Source organism: Streptomyces spororaveus, from assembly GCF_016755875.1.
GTDB classification, from domain to species: Bacteria; Actinomycetota; Actinomycetes; order Streptomycetales; family Streptomycetaceae; genus Streptomyces; species Streptomyces spororaveus.
Genome location: NZ_BNED01000005.1, coordinates 7869837 through 7887889 on the forward strand (window position 1 = coordinate 7869837; position 18053 = coordinate 7887889).

Annotated in this window: 16 protein-coding genes and 1 pseudogene; 7 read left to right on the forward strand and 10 right to left on the reverse strand. The window is 71.0% G+C overall.

The window, feature by feature from the left end; all coding sequences use genetic code 11:
• Positions 1 to 56: 56 nt before the first annotated feature.
• Both Sspor_RS37955 and Sspor_RS37960 read right to left on the reverse strand, forming a co-directional pair.
• Positions 57 to 2573 carry a CehA/McbA family metallohydrolase gene (locus Sspor_RS37955; protein ID WP_202203169.1) on the reverse strand — a complete coding sequence of 839 codons (2517 nt, stop codon included), beginning with the start codon at positions 2571 to 2573 and terminating at the stop codon, positions 57 to 59.
• Between the two features lie 74 nt (positions 2574 to 2647).
• Positions 2648 to 3439 (reverse strand): SDR family NAD(P)-dependent oxidoreductase, encoded by a 792-nt coding sequence (locus Sspor_RS37960; protein ID WP_202203170.1) that lies wholly within the window; start codon positions 3437 to 3439, stop codon positions 2648 to 2650.
• A 147-nt stretch (positions 3440 to 3586) separates the two neighbouring features.
• Here Sspor_RS37960 and Sspor_RS37965 point away from each other — a divergent pair, with 147 nt between their 5' ends.
• Complete coding sequence (locus tag Sspor_RS37965) at positions 3587 to 4159, forward strand: TetR/AcrR family transcriptional regulator (protein WP_202203171.1); 573 nt, start codon at positions 3587 to 3589, stop codon at positions 4157 to 4159.
• A gap of 147 nt (positions 4160 to 4306) precedes the next feature.
• Here Sspor_RS37965 and Sspor_RS37970 read toward each other — a convergent pair whose 3' ends face one another.
• Positions 4307 to 4843 (reverse strand): NUDIX hydrolase family protein, encoded by a 537-nt coding sequence (locus Sspor_RS37970; protein WP_202203172.1) that lies wholly within the window; start codon positions 4841 to 4843, stop codon positions 4307 to 4309.
• A 141-nt stretch (positions 4844 to 4984) separates the two neighbouring features.
• Here Sspor_RS37970 and Sspor_RS37975 point away from each other — a divergent pair, with 141 nt between their 5' ends.
• The 3 genes from Sspor_RS37975 to Sspor_RS37985 all read left to right on the forward strand — a co-directional run bounded on the left by Sspor_RS37975 (position 4985) and on the right by Sspor_RS37985 (position 7130).
• Entirely contained in the window at positions 4985 to 5848 is an 864-nt protein-coding gene (locus Sspor_RS37975) for a hypothetical protein (protein ID WP_202203173.1), read from the forward strand.
• Between the two features lie 191 nt (positions 5849 to 6039).
• On the forward strand, positions 6040 to 6405 hold the full coding sequence (locus Sspor_RS37980) for a hypothetical protein (protein WP_202203174.1): 366 nt from the start codon (positions 6040 to 6042) through the stop codon (positions 6403 to 6405).
• An 80-nt stretch (positions 6406 to 6485) separates the two neighbouring features.
• Complete coding sequence (locus tag Sspor_RS37985; RefSeq protein WP_202203175.1) at positions 6486 to 7130, forward strand: GNAT family N-acetyltransferase; 645 nt, start codon at positions 6486 to 6488, stop codon at positions 7128 to 7130.
• A gap of 69 nt (positions 7131 to 7199) precedes the next feature.
• Here the strand turns inward: Sspor_RS37985 and xdhC are convergent, their stop codons facing one another.
• From xdhC to Sspor_RS38010, 5 genes are all read right to left on the reverse strand, one after another.
• Positions 7200 to 8078 (reverse strand): xanthine dehydrogenase accessory protein XdhC, encoded by an 879-nt coding sequence (gene xdhC, locus Sspor_RS37990; RefSeq protein WP_202203176.1) that lies wholly within the window; start codon positions 8076 to 8078, stop codon positions 7200 to 7202.
• A 1-nt stretch (position 8079) separates the two neighbouring features.
• Positions 8080 to 10491 carry a xanthine dehydrogenase molybdopterin binding subunit gene (xdhB, locus tag Sspor_RS37995; protein ID WP_202203177.1) on the reverse strand — a complete coding sequence of 804 codons (2412 nt, stop codon included), beginning with the start codon at positions 10489 to 10491 and terminating at the stop codon, positions 8080 to 8082.
• Positions 10488 to 11963 (reverse strand): xanthine dehydrogenase small subunit, encoded by a 1476-nt coding sequence (locus Sspor_RS38000; RefSeq protein ID WP_202203178.1) that lies wholly within the window; start codon positions 11961 to 11963, stop codon positions 10488 to 10490. Before Sspor_RS38000 ends, xdhB begins: the two co-directional genes overlap by 4 nt.
• A gap of 674 nt (positions 11964 to 12637) precedes the next feature.
• Complete coding sequence (locus tag Sspor_RS38005) at positions 12638 to 13888, reverse strand: esterase/lipase family protein (RefSeq protein WP_202203179.1); 1251 nt, start codon at positions 13886 to 13888, stop codon at positions 12638 to 12640.
• Between the two features lie 331 nt (positions 13889 to 14219).
• Positions 14220 to 14801: a dihydrofolate reductase family protein gene (locus Sspor_RS38010; RefSeq protein WP_202203180.1), complete on the reverse strand. Its 582-nt coding sequence runs from the start codon at positions 14799 to 14801 to the stop codon at positions 14220 to 14222.
• Positions 14802 to 15448: 647 nt separating this feature from the next.
• Here Sspor_RS38010 and Sspor_RS41635 point away from each other — a divergent pair.
• Together Sspor_RS41635 and Sspor_RS41810 are read left to right on the forward strand one after the other, a co-directional pair.
• A pseudogene (locus Sspor_RS41635) lies at positions 15449 to 15694 on the forward strand (RlpA-like double-psi beta-barrel domain-containing protein); the annotation flags it as partial.
• Positions 15689 to 16387: an RlpA-like double-psi beta-barrel domain-containing protein gene (locus tag Sspor_RS41810; protein ID WP_373318917.1), complete on the forward strand. Its 699-nt coding sequence runs from the start codon at positions 15689 to 15691 to the stop codon at positions 16385 to 16387. The pseudogene Sspor_RS41635 and the gene Sspor_RS41810, both read left to right, overlap by 6 nt.
• Positions 16388 to 16539: 152 nt before the next feature.
• On the opposite strand, the gene Sspor_RS38020 is transcribed toward Sspor_RS41810, so the two are convergent.
• Positions 16540 to 17145, reverse strand: a complete 606-nt coding sequence (locus Sspor_RS38020; RefSeq protein ID WP_202203182.1) for a hypothetical protein — start codon at positions 17143 to 17145, stop codon at positions 16540 to 16542.
• A gap of 314 nt (positions 17146 to 17459) precedes the next feature.
• Here Sspor_RS38020 and Sspor_RS38025 point away from each other — a divergent pair, with 314 nt between their 5' ends.
• Entirely contained in the window at positions 17460 to 17783 is a 324-nt protein-coding gene (locus Sspor_RS38025) for a hypothetical protein (protein ID WP_202203183.1), read from the forward strand.
• Positions 17784 to 17847: 64 nt separating this feature from the next.
• Here the strand turns inward: Sspor_RS38025 and Sspor_RS38030 are convergent, their stop codons facing one another.
• The gene (locus Sspor_RS38030) at positions 17848 to 18048 is read right to left on the reverse strand and encodes a hypothetical protein (protein WP_202203184.1); all 201 of its coding nucleotides are present in this window, start codon (positions 18046 to 18048) and stop codon (positions 17848 to 17850) included.
• Between the last annotated feature and the right edge of the window lie 5 nt (positions 18049 to 18053).

Sequence of the window (18053 nt, forward strand, 5' to 3'; positions counted from 1 at the left end):
CCGGTGCCCGGTGACCGGTGGACCGTCGTGTCCACCGGTCACCCGGGCCGGTACATCTAACCGGCGCTGATGGCCGCCAGGTGCGTGGAGCCGTCACGCAGGGCGGTGATGCGGACCTGCCCCGCGGGGAAGGGGTCCCTCCCGTTCGGGCCGGGTATCTGCGAGAAGGGGGTCCAGGAGCCGTCCGGCAGCCGGACGTTGTGCCAGAGCCGTCCGTCGAGCCCCACCGCCACGACCTGGGCCGAGCCGTCCGGTGTCCCGGCGATGCCGATGGCGCTGGCCCCCATGGTCGCCGTGCTGACGCCGCGCGGGGGCCGGAAGCCGGTCCACGAGCCGTCCGTCCGCCGCGACTGGTGGTACACCATCCCGTCGAGCCCGATCGCGAGGACCTGGGCGGACCCGTCGGGCATCCCGGTGATCGCCAGGGCCGGACCGGAGAACGCGGGGGCACCGCCGTAACCGGCCATGCGGCCCCAGGCCGTCCATACGCCGTCCCGCCCGCGCACACAGTGGTACATGGCACCGTCCGTGCCGTAACTGAGCAGGTGGGCCGACCCGTCGGGCATGGCGGCGATCGACACCTTCGTGGCGCCCCAGCCGCTCTTCGCGGTGAGGCCGGGCAGGGCCCGGAACCCGGTCAGCCCGCCGTCGGCGCGGCGCTGCTGCCAGATCGTGGTGCCGTCCATGGCCGTCGCCACGATCTGGCAGGTGCCGTCGGGGAAGGCCGCGATGTCCGCCTCCCGTACGGTGAATCCGTTCGCGCTGTCCGGTCCCGCGAGGCGCTGCCAGGGCTGCGGTGCGGCCGAACCCCGTACGGCGGTCAGCCACAGGCCGTTGTCGGGCGCGATGCCCAGCATCACGACCGAGCCGTCCGGCATACCGGCCACGGCGCTCTGTACCCCCGCGAACGATCCGGACCCGGACCCGGAGCCGGACCCGGATCCGGCGGGACCCGGCAGCGGACGCATTGCGCTCCACGATCCGTCGGGCCGGCGCTCGGTGTGGAAGAGCACCCGCCGCTCGACGTCGTACGGGGGCAGTTGGGCGGAGTAGAACCACACCGGGTTGGTGATGGCCACCAGTTGGTCCAGCGTGGTGGAGGCGGGCTTGAGCCGGCGCACCTCGGCCCGGGCGAACATGGAGGCCTTGCCCCAGCCGCGCCAGCGCAGCTGCCCCTTGCCGCCGGCGTCGATGCAGGTGGCGGCCATGATGCCCCACTCGGTGTACAGGGTGGCGATGGTGTCCGGGGCGCCCGTCACGTTCAAGGTCACGTCGACGGCGTCGAAGAACGACAGGGGCAGTTCCTGGCCGGGTCCCGCGACCGCTCCGCCGGTGCGGGCGGTGAAGTCCAGGGTCACGGCCGCGGATTCGACCGCGTACGAACGGCCCTGGCGGAGGGCGTCCAGTACGGCCGACGTCGACAGGCTGGAGGCGTAGACGACGTTGTGGGGCCGGCCGACGGCGTCCGAGGGGCTGTGCGCGTCGCTGTTGCCGACGGCGGCGACCCGTTTGCCGAGGCAGAGCATGACGTGCCAGGCGGCGATGTTGGCGGCGTCGTCCAGAGTCCACGGCCCGTTCCACACCTCCAGTGCGTCCACGCGGTCGAGGCCGAATTCCCAGAAGGATCCCGCCGCCGGGGTGAGCGGGTGGGCGGCGATCGTCAGTCCGCCCAGGCTGTGCACGCGCCGGGCCTGACTCTCGAAGGCCCCCTGGTTCGCGGGGCCGTAGCGCCAGTCCACCCACTCGCCCTGCGGCAGGCCGACGGCCAGCCAGTGGCCGTGGCGGGTGGTGACCTCCTCGGCGTTGACGACCAGCAGGTCTCCCGGGACGTTGCCGCGCCAGGTCACGCCGGTGGAGCTGGTGTTGTGGTCCGAGGTGGCGATGAAGTGCAGCCCTTCCCGGCGGGCGGCCGTGACGATCTCGTCCACCGTGCGCTGCCCGTCGGAGTGGACGCTGTGCAGGTGCAGGTCGCCCCGGTACCAGCCGGGCCCCTGCCCCGGCACCGACGCGGGCAGGATGTCGTACGGGGTCCGGGGCAGCGGGTCGCCGTGGTGCAAGGTCACGTCGACCTGCCATGCCATACCGCCGGTGCTGCCCACCATCGGCCCCAGGATGACGGACCAGGCGCCGGGCTCGACGGGCCCGGGTACGTAGCCGGGAGTGGCGTCCGCCGCGGACAGGGTGAAACCGGACCGTGCGCCGCCCGACCAGCCGCGGAAGCCGGACGGGCCGAAGACGCCGAGGTCCAGGATCCCGGCCGCCGCATCGTGGGTCGTGGCGACGGAGATCCGCTGGACTCCGGCGGGGACGTCGAAGGGGACGTACGCCCACTGGTCGTTGCCGTAGGGGGAGCGGCCGCGGTAGGTGGTGGTCACGGTGTCGGTGCCCTGCCCCCTTGTCGCGGCGTGCGCGATCGGTGCGGGAACCAGCGCGGCGGCTCCGCCCGCGGCCAGCAGGGCTCCTAATCGGAGCAGGGACCGGCGCTCGACACGCGGGCCGGAGCCGGGGGCGGGGCCGTAACCGGGGGAGGGGCAGGGGTCGGGTGCATCGCTCGGTGGACGTTCACTCGGCACAGCCGTGCTCTCCGTTCACGTGGGTGGCTTGGAAGGCGTGCGTGCTGGTGCGAGGGCGCGAGGGTGTGACCGGCCTAGCGGCGTGAGCGCTGCGCCTCGACGATCTGTCGCACGGAGCCGTCGACGTCCGTACGCGCCTGGACGCGCTCGGCGAACCCGGGGAACTGGCCGGCGATGGCGCTCAGCAGCCGCAGCTCCAGCGGTGCGACGTTGACCTCGCACCGGTCACGGCGGACGGCCCGTACGACGCCGTCGGCGACCTGGCCGGGCGTGACGGTCCTGATGCCGTTCGGCGGGGTGGCACCGGTGGCCGCGAACATCCCGGCGTCACGGACGAAGCCGGGCTGGACCAGGGAAACCCCCACCCCCGTACCTCTGAGCTCCTGGCGCAGCGCGAGCGCGAATCCGCGCAGCCCGAACTTCGTCGCGTTGTACAGGGACGTCGACTTGGTCGCCGCCTTGCCGGAGAGGGAGCCGACCAGCACGATGTGGCCGCGGCCCCGGGCCACCATGTGCTCCGCGAGCAGCCGGGACAGCAGGACGGGCGCGCGAAGGTTGACGTCGAGGGCGCGGTCGAGCTGATCCTCGGCGTAGTCCAGCAGGTCGCCGCTGGCGGGCAGGGCGGCGTTCGCGACGAGGATGTCCGCCTCCGCGCAGCTCTCGGCGAGGTGTACGACGTCGGACCGTACGGCCAGATCGGCGACCACGGTACGGGCGCCACAGGCGTCGGCGGTGGCCTTGAGGGCTTCCTCCCGCCGCCCGGTGACCGTGAGGCGGGCACCTTGCGCGGTCATGCGCGCCGCCAGGGCGGCGCCGATGCCTCCGGTGGCGCCGGTGAGCAGAACGTTCGATCCGGATATGTCCACGACCACTCCCGTGCGGCTGGCGACGTCCTCAACTGTTCGTTCGAACGAACAGTATGGACGGCTCCGCTCCTTGTCCACACCTCCGCCGTCCCCAACTCCCCGCCCCCACCTGGGCGGCCGAGTCGGCCGATGGGGCAGAATTACGCCATGTCCCCTGCTTCCGACACCCGCCAGAGCATCATCGACGCCGTACTGCGGATCATCGGGCAGGACGGCATCGCCGCCGTCACCAACCGTCGGATCGCGAAGGAGGCCGGAGTCTCGCTCGGTTCCGTCACCTACCACTTCGCGACCCAGCACGAGCTGCTGCGCGAGAGCCTGCTGCACTTCGTGGCCGAGGAGACCCGGCACTTCACGGCGCTCGCCGACGAATGCTCCGACGAGCACTTCGACATCGGGCAGGCCGCCGAGGTGGTGGCGCAAGTGGCGGGCGGCAATGCCTTCGACAGCCGCCACATCGCGCCGTTCGAGCTGTACGTCCAGGCCGGCCGCGACGAACGGCTGCGCGCCGCCGCGGCGGAGTGCTTCGCCGCCTACGATCTGCTGGCCGCCCGGATCCTGACCCAACTCGGGGTCCCGGATCCCGAACGCCTGGCCGGCGTGGCCGTCGCCCTGGTCTTCGGGCAGCAGTTGCGGCGCCTGGCGACCGGCGCCCCCGCCGAGGACCTCGTCGACACCCTGCTGATCCTCACGAAGTTCGCCCCGACGCAGACCTCGTAGTCCGGGGAGGTCCGCCGGGGCGAGTGGGCCGTGTCCGATCGGTCCCCGTCCATACGCCCGGTCCGGTCGCGGTCGCGGTCGCGGCCGCGAGGAGCGCCGGCGGCGACCGGAGCCGGGCGTGAGCGTCGCGCGGTGTGCGCGGCTGCTTCAGTACGTGTAACCCACGTGCGCGAGAGCCTGCTTCAGCAGCGCCGCGTGACCGCCGGGCATCTCGCCCTGCACGGCTGCCGAGAGGGCTTCCTGCGGGCTGAACCAGACCAGGTCCAGGGCGTCCTGCCGGGGGCGGCAATCGCCCGTCACCGGCACGATGTAGGCGAGTGACACCGCGTGCTGGCGAGGGTCGTGGTAGGGGGTGACGCCGGCCGTGGGGAAGTATTCGGCGACCGTGAAGGGCTGGAGGGACGCGGGAATGCGGGGCAGGGCCACGGGACCCAGGTCCTTCTCCAGGTGGCGGAGCAGCGCGTCACGGATCCGCTCGTGGTGCATGACACGGCCGGACACCAGGGCCCGGCTCATCGCCCCGTCCGCGCCGATGCGCAGGAGCAGTCCGATGGTGGTGACTTCGCCGGTGTCGTCCACGCGTACGGGGACGGCCTCGACGTACAGGATCGGCATCTGGGCCCTGGCCATTTCCAGTTCGTCACTGGTCAGCCAGCCGGGTGTGGTTTCAGTCGTGTCGGACATTCCTTGATCCTACTTTCCAGGGCGGGTTCCGGCCCAGATCACACGTCCACCCGGCTCGGGGAGAGTGTGGCCCGGGAGTCGTCCGCACGATCCGGACCCGCCCGAATTCTGCCGTGCGAGGAGCTGACGTAACGTTTGGGCATGAGCACGCCGCCACCCCAGCAACCTCCCGGCCCGTACGGGCCCCCGCAGTCCGCGCATCCGTACGGTGGACAGCCGTACGCCGCACCACACGGGCAGTCCGCACAACCCCCGCACCAGCAGCCGTATCAAGGCCAGCCGTACCAGGGCCAGCCGTACCCCGGCCAGCCGTACCCCGGCCAGCCGTACCCCGGTCAGGGAGCGTGGGGGCAGTACCCGACGGGCACGCCGCCGCGGAAGAACCGGGTGGGCATGGTGATCGGGATCGTCGCCGGAGCGGTGGTGGCCTTCGGCGCGGTCGGCGCGGTCGGTGCCAGGGTGAGCGGATCCGGCTTCCCCGAGGCCGAGTACCGGCTCACCGTTCCCAAGACGCTGGTGGACGGCAAGTACCAGCTGGTGCAGGACCTTTCGGCCACTGAGGGCAAGGAAGCGCTGAAGGGCACCTCCGACTCGAAGATCCGCAACCCGAAGCCGGTCGTCGGACAGTACGCCTCCGAGTCTCCGCAGGAGGCGGGCGCCCTGGCCGTCTCGGGGATGTACGGCCAGTTCAAGGACCCCGCGAGCGCCCGCAAGAAGATGCTGCGCGGGGCCGCGGAGGCCGACGGTGCGACCCTGGCGGTCGCCGCGCGGGACATCACGCCCCTCGGCTCCGACGTCACCCTGTCCTGTCAGGTGGTGACGGTGCGGCGGGCCGGGGTCGACAGCTCTCTGCCGATGTGCGCGTGGGCTGACGGGAACACCGGTGCCACGGTCGCCGTCGTGGGTGAGGAGACCGCGCAGCAGAAGCCCGGGTCCGTCGACCTCACCAAGACCGCCGAGACGACCCTCAAGGTGCGGGCCGAGACCCGGCAGCCGATCGGCTGAGCCGCGCCTCCTCCGGAGCGGACGTCGTCGGCGGCGGCAGCGGTAGAGGTGGCGGCGCTAAACCATCGCAGAGTTATGCCCAAAAGGTGACTTTCTGCGACCTGAACCGGTCGGATAGCAATGACACGGTGCCTGGTGAGGCCCGCCGACGGTCGGCGGTGACCCCTGCCGCACCGAGGAAGGAACGTCTCGTGATCCGCATCCGTCACGCCGCCGCCCTGGCCACGATGGCCGTCACCGCCCTGACCATCGCCGTGAGCCCCGCCTCGGCGGCACCCGGGGACACGCTCACCATGTGTTCCAGCACCCTCACCCCGGACGGCTGGGTGGACGCCCAGTGGTGGAACAGCGGCGGGTGCGGCTCCGGCTTCAATCCCAACACCAAGCAGATCAAGGACCTCAGGGGCTACCCGGTCGGCACCCAGGTCAACGCCTGCGCGTCCACGTGGCCGCCCGCCGGCTGGACCATCACCAGCACCTACTACTCCAGTGGCTGCCGTTACTCCGCCGTTCCCAGCTTCAACCCCAACACCTGGACCCTGAAGCGCACCTCCTGACGGGTCGAGCGGGTGGCCCGTACGGCGTGTCCGTCGACCCGGGGCGGGACCGACCCGGCCCCGCTGCCTACCGTGGCGTCATGAGCACACGCCCAGCAGCGCCGTTGGCCGGGTACGGGATCCGCCCGGCCCGGCCCGCCGAGTCCGGGGCGGTCGCCGCGCTCCTGGCCCGCGCCTTCGCCGACGACCCGGTCATGGCATGGATGATTCCCGCCGCCGGCCGGGAGCGCGGGATCGCCCGCTACTTCCGGCTGGCCCAGCGGCAGCAGCGGCCGCGCGCCGGCGCCGTCCGGGTCGCCGCGACGGCCGAAGGGCGGCTTCTGGCGGCCGCGCTGTGGTCGGGTCCCGGGCGCTGGAAGCCCTCCGCGGTACAGGAGTTGGCGGCACTTCCCGGGTACGCGGGCATCTTCGGCCTCCGTGGGATGCCGCGGGCCGGGGAGGTCCAGGAAGCCATGCACGAGGCCCACCCGCGGGTGCCGCACTGGTACCTGCCGTCCGTGGGGACGGACCGCGGGCTCCAGGGGAGGGGAGTCGGGTCCGCGCTGCTCGTCCAGCAGCTGGCCGACTGCGACCGGCTCGGGCAGCCCGCCTATCTGGAGTCCAGCAACGTCACCAACATCCCCTTCTACGAGAAGCTGGGCTTCCGCGTCACCGGGGAGATCCGGCTCCCGGGCGGCGGGCCGACCCTGTGGCCGATGTGGCGGGACCCGTCGCCCGAGCGCTGAGCGGGCACGACGGCGGGGCCGTCTCCTGCGGATCAGGCCCGGCCGGGCCTGATCCGAAAGAGACACCCCCTAGCGGATACCGGAACGTACGCGGACCTCGGGGGTCTCGGTCACCTCGGCCGCCGTGTCCGGCGCCACCCCCGGGTGGTCCTGTTCGAAGGTCCGGAGCAGGTCCGCCGCGACGCTCACCGCGATCGTGGCGGGTTCCTTCCCGGTGATCTCGGTCATTCCGATCGGAGTCTTGATCCGGTCGATCGTGGCCGCGTCATGGCCGCCCTCGGTGGCCAGGCGCTTGCGGAACCGCACCCACTTGGCGGCCGAGCCGATCAATCCGATCGAGCCGAGACCGGGCGTGCGCAATGCGGCGTCGCACAGCGCGGCGTCCTCGGCGTGATCGTGGGTCATGATCAGGACGTGGGCGCCGGGCGGCAGCTGCGTGAGCACCTCCTCCGGAAGCAGCGGCGTGTGGTGCACGTGGATCTGCGCCACCGCGTCCGCCAGCACACCGAGCCGTTCGTCGGTGAGCATGTCGGAGCGGGTGTCGATCAGGTGCAGATCGAGGTTGTGGCGGGCCAGGATGCGTGCCAGCTCCAGTCCGACGTGCCCGACGCCGAAGACGGCCACCGCCTGGACCACCGGCAGCGGTTCCAGGAGCAGGCTGACGGCGCCGCCGCAGCACTGCACACCGTGGGGTCCGATGACCTTGTCGTTGAGGGCGAACTCCATCAGTTCCGGCTCCGGATCGGGCTCGACGTTGAGCTGTCGGGCCCGGTCGATGGCGACGGCCTCGATGTTGCCGCCGCCGATCGAACCCCAGGTCTCGGTCTGTCCCACAACGAGTTTGGCACCGGCCCCACGGGGCGCGTGGCCGCGCACGGTCGCGACGGTCACGAGCACGCCGGGCTCCCGGCGTGCTCGCAACCGCGTGACCGCGGCGATCCACGTCATGTCAGGCATTGCTCAAAGCGCTTGAGTCGGTACGGATCCCGCTGCCGTTGCGGACGTGGCCGTTGCCGCTGGGCAGGTCGTCCTTCTCGCGGACCGATTCGATCGCCCAGTAGACCGCCTCCGGCGTCGCGGGGGCGGCGAGTTCCACGCTGACCCCGGCGGGCCCGAACGACGCGGCGGCCTGCCGCAGCGCTTCGCGCACGCAGAACGCCAGCATCAGCGGAGGCTCACCGACCGCCTTGGACCCGTACACCGCGCCCTCTTCGGTGGCGTTCTCCATCAGCGTGACGTTGAACTCCGCGGGCATCTCCGAGAAGCTCGGCAGCTTGTAGGTGCTCGCGGCCTGGGTGAGCAGCCGGCCGCGGTTCGGCCCGTCACTGGTGTCCCAGCGCATGTCCTCAAGCGTCAGCCAGCCCGCGCCCTGCACGAACCCGCCCTCGACCTGGCCGATGTCGATCATCGGGGACAGGCTGTCGCCGACGTCGTGCACGATGTCCACCCGGCGGATGCGGTACGCGCCGGTGAAGCCGTCCACCTCCACCTCCGCCGCGGCGGCGCCGTAGGAGAAGTACTTGAACGGGGAGCCCCGGAAGGACTTCGCGTCCCAGTGCAGACCCTCGGTCCGGTAGTAACCGGACGCCGACAGCTGAACGCGCTGGAAGTACGCGGTGTGCACGAGGTCGTCCCAGGCCAGCTCCTTGTCGCTGCCCAGCGTACGGGCGACACCGTCGACGATGCGCACGTCCGAGGCGTTCGAACCCAGCTGGCTGGCGGCCACCTGCAGCAGCCGCGTACGCAGCTGCTCGCAGGCGTTCTTCACCGCACCACCGTTGAGATCCGCCCCGGAACTGGCGGCCGTGGCGGAGGTGTTGGGCACCTTGTCGGTCCGCGTGGGAGCCAGCCGCACCTTGTGCAGCGGGATGCCCAGCGTGGTCGCGGCCACCTGCAGCATCTTGGTGTGCAGGCCCTGGCCCATCTCGGTACCGCCGTGGTTGATCAGGACGGAGCCGTCCTTGTAGATCAGCACGAGGGCGCCGGCCTGGTTGAAGGCCGTGAGGTTGAACGAGATGCCGAACTTGATGCCGGTGATCGCCAGCGCCCGCTTGGTGTGCGGGTGCGCGGCGTTGAAGGCCGCGATCTCGCGCTTGCGGTCGGCGATGCCGCCGTTGTCCTCGACCTGCTGCCAGACGGCGGCGATCCGTTCGGCCTGCGGGACCGGCTGGCCGTACGGCGTCGCCTGGCCGAGGCCCGGCTGGTAGAAGTTGCGCTTGCGCAGCTCCATCGGGTCCAGGCCGAGCAGCGGCGCGACCCGGCCCAGGATGTCCTCGATCACCAGCATGCCCTGCGGTCCGCCGAAGCCGCGGAAGGCCGTGTTGGAGACCTTGTTGGTCTTGGCGATGCGACCGGCGACCCGCGCGTTGGGAATCCAGTAGGTGTTGTCGATGTGGCACAGCGCGCGGGCGCACACCGGCTCGGACAGGTCCAGGCTCCAGCCGCCGTCCGCGGTCAGCGTGGCGTCCAGGGCCTGGATGCGGCCATCGGCGTCGAAGCCGATCTTCCAGTCGGCGTGGAACCCGTGCCGCTTGCCGGACATGGTCAGGTCCTGGGTGCGGTTGAGCCGCACCCGGACCGGCCGGCCGGTCAGCTTGGCGCCGAGCGCGGCGATGGCCGCGAAGCCGTGCGGCTGCATCTCCTTGCCGCCGAAGCCGCCGCCCATCCGCAGGCACTGCACGGTCACCTCGTGACTGTGCAGACCGAGGACGTGCGCGACGATCTCCTGGGTCTCCGAGGGGTGCTGGGTGCTGCTCTGGATGAACACCTGCTCGGCCTCGTCGATGTAGGCCAGCGCGGCGTGCGTCTCCAGGTAGAAGTGCTCCTGGTCGGAGAACTGGAACTCGCCGGAGAACACGTGCGCGGAGTCGGCGAAGCCGGCGTCGATGTCGCCGGTCACCATCAGGGGCCGGGCACCGTGGAAGCTCTCGGCCGCGATCGCTTCCTTCAGCGTGATGACGGAGGGCAGTTCGTCGAGTTCCACCTCGACGGCCGCCGCACCGAGCCGGGCCGCTTCCAGGGTCTCACCGAGCACCCAGGCGACCGCGTGGCCGTGGAACATGACCTCGTCGGGGAACAGCGGCTCGTCGTGCTTCATGCCGGCGTCGTTGACGCCGGGTACGTCGGCGACGGTCAGTACGCGGACCACGCCGGGCACGGCGAGCGCCGGCTCGGTACGCAGCGCGGTGATCCGGCCGCGGGTCTTCATGACCTGGACCGGGTAGGCGTGCAGCGTGTCCTTGGTGCGGTACACCAGGTCATCGGTGTAGAGCGCGGTGCCGGTGACGTGCAGCACGGCACTCTCGTGCGGCATGGAGACGCCGACCACCGGCTTCTCGGGACGCTCGGACAAATGGCTCATGAAGACACCGCCTCGGTGGTTTGCGCGTGCAGCTTCAGCAGGCTCTGGCCGAGCATCGCGGAACGGTAGACGGAGCTGGCACGGTGATCGCTCATCGGCGTGCCCTCACCCCGCAGCACCCGGGCCGCGGCCTCGACCGTCTCCGCCGACCACGGCTTGCCCTCCAGGGCGGCCTCGGTGGCGAGGGCACGGATCGGGGTGGCGGCCACGCCGCCCAGACCGATGCGCGCCTTGCGGACGATTCCGCCCTCGATGTCGAGCGCGAATCCGATCGCCACGCTGGAGATGTCGTCGAAGCGCCGCTTGGCGATCTTGTGGAAGGCCGTGACCGGCGACAGCGGCAGCGGGATGCGCACCGCACGGATCAGCTCATCGGGGCGGCGCACGCTCTGCCGGTAGCCGGTGAAGTACTCCGCGAGCGGGACGACGCGCTCACCGTCGGCGTCGGCGAGCACCAGCGACGCCTCCAGGGCGAGCAGCACCGGCGGGCTGTCACCGATGGGGGAGCCGGTACCCAGGTTGCCGCCGAGGGTGCCGCTGTTGCGGATGAGTCGGGAGGCGAACTGCGGGAACAGCTCGGCCAGCAGCGGGACATCGCCGTCGAGGCGGCGTTCGATCTCGGTGAGCGTGACCGCCGCCCCGATCTCGATGTGGTCGGATTCGACGCGCAGCTCCCGGAGTTCGGGCAGCCGGTCGATGGCGACCACGCATTCCGCCCGGCGGGAGCGGATGTTCACCTCGACGCCGTAGTCGGTGGAGCCGGCGACCACGACCGCGTCGGGCCGCTCGCGCAGCAGCTGCAGCGTTTCGGCCAGGGTGTCCTTCCGCAGGAACGTGGCGCCGTCCTGCGTGTACTCGGTGGCGACCGGCGCGGGCGGGTCCTGCTCGCGACGCTGCGCCAGCGGGTCGTCCTCGGTGGGCTCACCGACCGCGAAGGCGGCGTCGCGGATCGGGCGGTAGCCGGTGCAGCGGCACAGGTTGCCGCTCAGCGAGTGCAGATCGAAGCCGTTCGGACCGTGCTCGTGGTCGCCGCCCTCGGCGGCTTCCGTGTCGGGTCCGGCGTGCGCGCAGCGGTCGGGCCGGTAGTACTCGGAGGCCATGCTGCAGATGAACCCCGGGGTGCAGTACCCGCATTGGGAACCGCCGCGGACCGCCATCTCCTCCTGTACCGGGTGCAGCGTGGGCCGCGTACCGGGTTCGCCGACCACGGCGAGACCTTCGGAGGTGATGATCTCCTGGCCGTCGAGCGCCGCGGCCGGCACCAGACAGGCGTTGACCGCCACCCAGTCGGTGGGCTTGTTCACGCCGGGACGGGCCACCAGGACCGAGCAGGCGCCGCACTCACCCTCCGCGCAGCCCTCCTTGGTACCGGTCAGGCCTCGATCGCGCAGGAGATCCAGCACCGTGGTGTGCGGTGCGGCCGGTGAAATCGGTGTTTCTTTCCCGTTGACCGTGATCCGGGCCTCTACCATGGCACATCCTCATTTCGGTGCATGGTTGAGCTGATTATGCTAGTAGCCATTTCAGGGGCTTTCTATTTCGCTGGCGCAGCCCGGGAAGAGCCCGGAGCGCGACTCGGCACGCGACGACGTGCCGCAGGCGGTGTGAGAAATCGAAAGATGCCGGGGCCACAGAGACGGGCACTCCGGAGAAGAAGGCTGTTCAGCAGCCGTGTGCTACGAGACCCGGAGTCCAGGCGACCTGATGGGCGGGGCGGTGCAGTTCGGAGATGATCGACATCCGACTCCGCCTCCTTCCGATCAGTTCACGGTCCGGTCGGCTCGAAGTTACGTTGTCGCAGGTCCATCGGTCAAGCCGCCGTGCGGAGACCATCTGGGCGGACGGTTGTCCGCGCCGGGTGGACGCCTCGCGGGTCGGGGCCGAGGAGGCGGGCCGGCTCCTGCGTGAAGCCGTACAGGGCGTCCGGGCCGCCGGACGCAGCGGGGAAACGGTCGGGCGCGTCCTGGGAATGGGCCGGCAGGCCGCCCGGCAGAGGTTCGCGGGCGCAACCGCGCCCGTCGGCGGGCCGGCCGGGGAACCCCGGTGAGCTCCGGATGGTGACAGCGCGGCCGGCCGCAGGTCCGGTGACCGGCCCGGCCCCGGCCGTCTCGGCGGGGGCCGGGGCAGCCGGGGCCGGGACAGCCGGTCAGGGAGTCTGGAGCTTGTCCAGGATCCACTCACCGAGCTCCTCGGTGATGACCGTGTGTCCCTGGTTGTCGCTCGCACACTTGAAGTGGTCGAGCTCGCTGTCGGCCGGGTCGATCTTGCTGTAGAGCGCGTCGCGGTCGTCGATCGCGCCCGCGGCCACGGCGCTGACGCTCGGAACGAACGTGGTCGCGTTGTACGTCAGTTCCGCCGGCTCGCCTTCGAGGAGTCCGGCCAGCATGGCAGCCGTTCCGAAGTTGCCCGGACGGCCCGGCAGGTTCAGGGCCTCGGGGAACAGTCCACCGGGAGCGCCGTCGATGTCGGGCAGGTTGCGGGTGTTGATCGGGATCTCGGGGGATCCGGTCTTCTTCAGGATGGCGACGGTCTGCTCTCCCGTGTTCTGCGTGTCCAGCCGGGTGCCCGTCAGCTCCGCACCGGTGGTGCGCATCGCCGTCACGCCGGCCGGAATGTTGTTCCCGGCGCCGGTGCCCGTGCCGTTGGCGACCCCGAGCCGACGCACGCCGGGGGGCCAGCTGCCCACCCGCTCCAGCTCCGCCAGGAAGTCGGTGCGGGCCTGGTCCTGGCGGACCTCCGCGGAGACGGTCTCGATGTGCCAGCGCAGCAACTGGCGGGCGGCCTGGCTGTTGACCATCCGCGAGAAGCTGCCGAGGAGCTCGCCGAATCCGGGGAGATCGCCCCAGTTGTCCTTGACGAAGTGCGCGAACGCCTGAACCGAGATGGGCAGCCAGGCTCCGCAGTGCGGGGTGTCGTAGGAGAGGTACGTCGAAGTCTCGTGTTCGTCGCCGTCGTGGTGCATCTTGGCGAGGGCGTAGCGGGTGACCAGGCCTCCCATGCTGAAGCCGCCGACCGTCAGCCGGGCCTCCCCTTCGCGGTCGGCGATCGTCTTTTCGATGCACTGGATGGCCACGTCGGCGTTCACGGTGATCGACGCGGACCGCTCGTCGAAGCCGAGGAGCACCAGGTCGAAGCCGGCTTCCCGCAGCTTGGAGATGAAGGGGTACTCGCCGTTCTCCAGGCCGTTCCACAGGGCGTCGGGGTCGCTCTTCCCGGCGGAGAATCCGTCGGCGAGGATCACCGGCTTCCTGACCCGGGTCTGCCCTGGGTTGCTGTAGAACACCCAGGCGGTTCCTCCTGTGAAGGGCCAGACGGCGTCCCACGCGGATGCCCTCGGGTGGTGGGGCTGGGCGCCAGGGATGGTGTTGTCCCAGATGCTCACAACAGGCATGGACATGTAGTCCGGCTCCTCTGTCTCATGGTGCGGTACGGCTGGCACATGACAGCGGCCGCGTGCCGATGTCATGTGTGAACCGGAACCATGATCCCGAAGCCGGTATCCCAAAACCAACGATTCCCGACCATGTCACTCGTATGGGGATACCACCTTCCTTGCAGGTCACGGCGCTGCAAGGGAAGAAACGATGATGCGGTCCCGACACGGTTCGGGGTGTCGGGACCGTGGCCGTCGGCCTCCGCCGGGCGGGGGAGGTCCGGACCCGGGGGTCGTGGGCGCGGACGGGTGTCGCCGTTCGCGGGCTACTTCTCCGCCCACCCGCTCGGATCCGTCAACGGCGCACCCGGTAGCGCAGGTGAAGCACCCGGTTGCCCTGAATCGGCACGTCGGGATCCTCCAACAGGTGCTGCGCGTTCACCGACCCGAAGTAGCGCTTGCCGGACCCGAACACGACCGGTACGACGTCCATGCGCACCTCGTCGACCAGGCCCGCGGCAAGCACCTGGCCACCGACGTCGCCGGCGGCGACCTCGACCAGGCGGTCGCCGGCAAGCTCCTGCGCCGTGGCTACGGCTGCCTCGACGCCGTCGACGAAGTGAAACGGCGCCTCGGGGTCCCAGCCCTCGGGCGCCGGCCGGTGCGTCACGACGACCACGTGGTCGATCCCGCCCGGAGGCTTCCCGTCCCAGCCGTCCGTCATGTCGAAGACGTGGCGGCCTACGACTGTCGCCCCGATCCGGTCCCAGTACGGCCGGATGTAGTCGTAGGACGTCTGCGACACCTTCACCTCGCCGCTCTCGTCCAACGGGACGTCACCGCCGGACAACCAGTCGAACAGAGGTCCGGGCTGGTCGTCCTCGTCCGCGACGAAGCCGTCCACCGACACCGAGCCGTACATGACCACCTTGCCCACGGGGCTCTCCTTGCTTCGGGGTGCCCCAAATTAGCCTGAGGTGAGCTGTCGCCCTGGTAGAAATCGACCGGCCGGCAGGGGCCGGCCGTCCGGCACACGGCCGGGATGTTGTTCGCGCGGGAACCGCCGCCGGACTCGGACGTCCCGGGTCGGTGTGAGCCCGGTGAACGCCGGGAACCTGTGGCCGAAGTGGCCTGGTCGAAGCCGCCCGCGTCACCGGCGAGGTCGGACCTGGGATGGTTAAGCGCAGATCAACTCAACCTTAAAGATGTCTTTGGTCCGCTCGACCCGCGCCGGACAAGACCGTCGTCATGAGCGCCGCACGCACCTCGACTCACAGGATCGCCGGGGCCGTGACCTGCGTCTTTGAACGTGGCCCCATGAGCCGTGAGCCCCTCGGCGAGGGCCCGCGCAGCGCTCCAAACCTCCGGACGGCCCGATTCGTAAAAAGGCAACAGGACTGAACTCGCCGGAGAACTCGGCCGTATGCAGGACGTCAGGGGGGCAACGTCCATCGGATCGAGGAGTGTCAGGTGTCCAGGAAACGGACCATGAGTCTCAAGAAGAAGTTCGTACTCTCTGCCGTCGCGGGAGCCCTGGTGATCGGCGGGGTCGCCGCCACGGTTGCGATCGGCAATGCCGCCGTTCCCGACGTCGTCTGCCAGGGGTCGACGGTGACGTTGTCGGGTGAGGGGGGTGCGCCCGCGGCGAGTAGTGGGACGTTCCCGGTGGGGACCAAGTTGAAGGTGACGAATCTGGACAACGGTCAGTCGACGACGGTGGCGGTGAGCGGTCCGTCGGGTAGTTGTGTGCTGCTGAACAATGCGGCGTTCGAGAAGGTGCGGGAGCCGGGCAAGAACCTGATCCGGCGGGCGCGGATCGAGCGGGTGGGTGGTGGCGGTGACGCGGCGGCTCCCGCGGCTCCGTCGGCTCCGGTGGCGGGTGCGGCGGGTGCGTCGGGTGGGGCGGGTGCGCAGGTGCCGTCGGCGACCGGTGAGGTGGTGTGTCCGGGGTCGACGGTGACGTTGTCGGGTGAGGGGGGTGCGCCCGCGGCGAGTAGTGGGACGTTCCCGGTGGGGACCAAGTTGAAGGTGACGAATCTGGACAACGGTCAGTCGACGACGGTGGCGGTGAGCGGTCCGTCGGGTAGTTGTGTGCTGCTGAACAACGCGGCGTTCGAGAAGGTGCGGGAGCCGGGCAAGAACCTGATCCGGCGGGCGCGGATCGAGCGGGTGGGTGGTGGCGGTGACGCGGCGGCTCCCGCGGCTCCGTCGGCTCCGGTGGCGGGTGCGGCGGGTGCGTCGGGTGGGGCGGGTGCGCAGGTGCCGTCGGCGACCGGTGAGGTGGTGTGTCCGGGGTCGACGGTGACGTTGTCGGGTGAGGGGGGTGCGCCTGCGGCGAGTAGTGGGACGTTCCCGGTGGGGACGAAGTTGAAGGTGACGAATCTGGACAACGGTCAGTCGACGACGGTGGCGGTGAGCGGTCCGTCGGGTAGTTGTGTGCTGCTGAACAATGCGGCGTTCGAGAAGGTGCGGGAGCCGGGCAAGAACCTGATCCGGCGGGCGCGGATCGAACGCGTGGGCTGAGCGACCAGGGCCCCTCCGGGGCCGCCCGACTACGGCGGGGTACGGGGCATACCGAGCCCCGTACCCCGCCGTAGCACTGGCGGCCCCGGCGCCCCACCCCCGTACGGTGCACCCCGCGACGGACGGCCAAGTGAGACCGGCCCGGGCCCGGGTCAGGGCCGCAAGCCGGCCCGCCTGAGCGCGAGCGTGGACAGGTCGCCGATGACTTGCCGGTCCCCGCGTCGCCACGCGTCGGCGAGTCCGCCCGGCGGGGTGGGGAGCGCGGCCAGGTCGCTCAGCCGGCCGGTGAGGGCGCGCAGGGCGAGCAGGTCGGCGCCGCCGGGGGCGTCGAGGAGGCGCCGCATGACGATGCTCCGCCGGATCCAGCGCAGGCGTGCCGGGAGCCACAGGAGCAGTACGACGGTCACGGGGAGAACGATCAGCGCCACGGTGACCAGGGTGGCGACCTGGCTGACGGCGTCCTGGAGCGACTGCCCGGCGTCGGCGATCCCGGTACTGGCGCCGGCGGCGGACTGGAGCGGCTTCTGCAGGAGGTCGCCGACGAACGGCACCTTGGAGGCCGCGTCGCCGGCGTTGCCGAGCTCGGTGGCGAGGCTGTCGCCCGAGCTCTCGACCCGACGCCCCGGCTCGGCCAGCAGCATGATCGCATCATGGACGGCCAGGGCGAACCACACGGCGGCGGACACCAGGGCCACCGCGATCAGGTCGGCGAGGATCTGGCGGTTCCGACGTGCTGGGGTCTGTGCGTAGACGCGCATCGGCGGGCTCCCGTTCGGGTCGGACGTCGAGGAGAACCGGCCCCGCCGGGTGCGGCTCGGCCGGTCGCTCGACCGTACGCCGGACTCGCCCTTTCCACCGGGCTCTGTGGATGAACGTCCGTGGCACGACGCCTGGTCGGCGCACCGGGCTCGGAGCCGCACGCAGAACGCGGCCCAGCGACGTCGTCGTCGACGCCCCGGCGGCTGCGCCGTACGGATGGACTCGGGCCGTACGGCGGCGAGTACGGGGCCTCGCCGGGCGCGGCGGCCTACCTTCGCACTGCCCGACCACCCCTCCACGAAAGGCCGTACTCGTGCGATCGATCCGTTGCGCCCTGACCGCTCTCGCCGCCGGCGGCATCCTCCTGGCGGGCGCGTCCGCTGCCTCCGCCGACGACGCCTTCACCCTCTACGCACCGGTCAGCAACACGTACTCGATCGTCTTCGGCGACCTGAGCCAGGTGGCCGGCGACGACGTCTTCAACGCCGGCCACGACAACACGGTCGGCTCCCACAACGGCGCGGCGCCGGCCGGTGACATCGGCATGGCGTCGGTGCCCGGGACCCAGGTCCTGAGCAACGAGGCCCTGATGAAGGGCGCGGCTGGTCAGTGGACCGGCACCATCATGACCAAGTAGCTCCCGGCACGGGCTGTCCGCCTGCGGTACCAAGGCCCCGCCGCACGGCGGCCGCCCCCGGGGGTCAGCGGCGGCGGTTGAGCTCGCCGGGCGGGATGTAGAACCTGCGCGCGGGGGACAGTTTGTCGAAGCGGGCCTGTTGGCGGGCCTGTTCCTCCATCTGCAGCCCCTCCAGGTTCTTCGTGCGCGTGGCTCTGTCGGTCCACAGCAGGAACCCGACCAATGCGGCGATGGGCCCGCCCACACAAGCATAGAAAACGAGCATGTCCT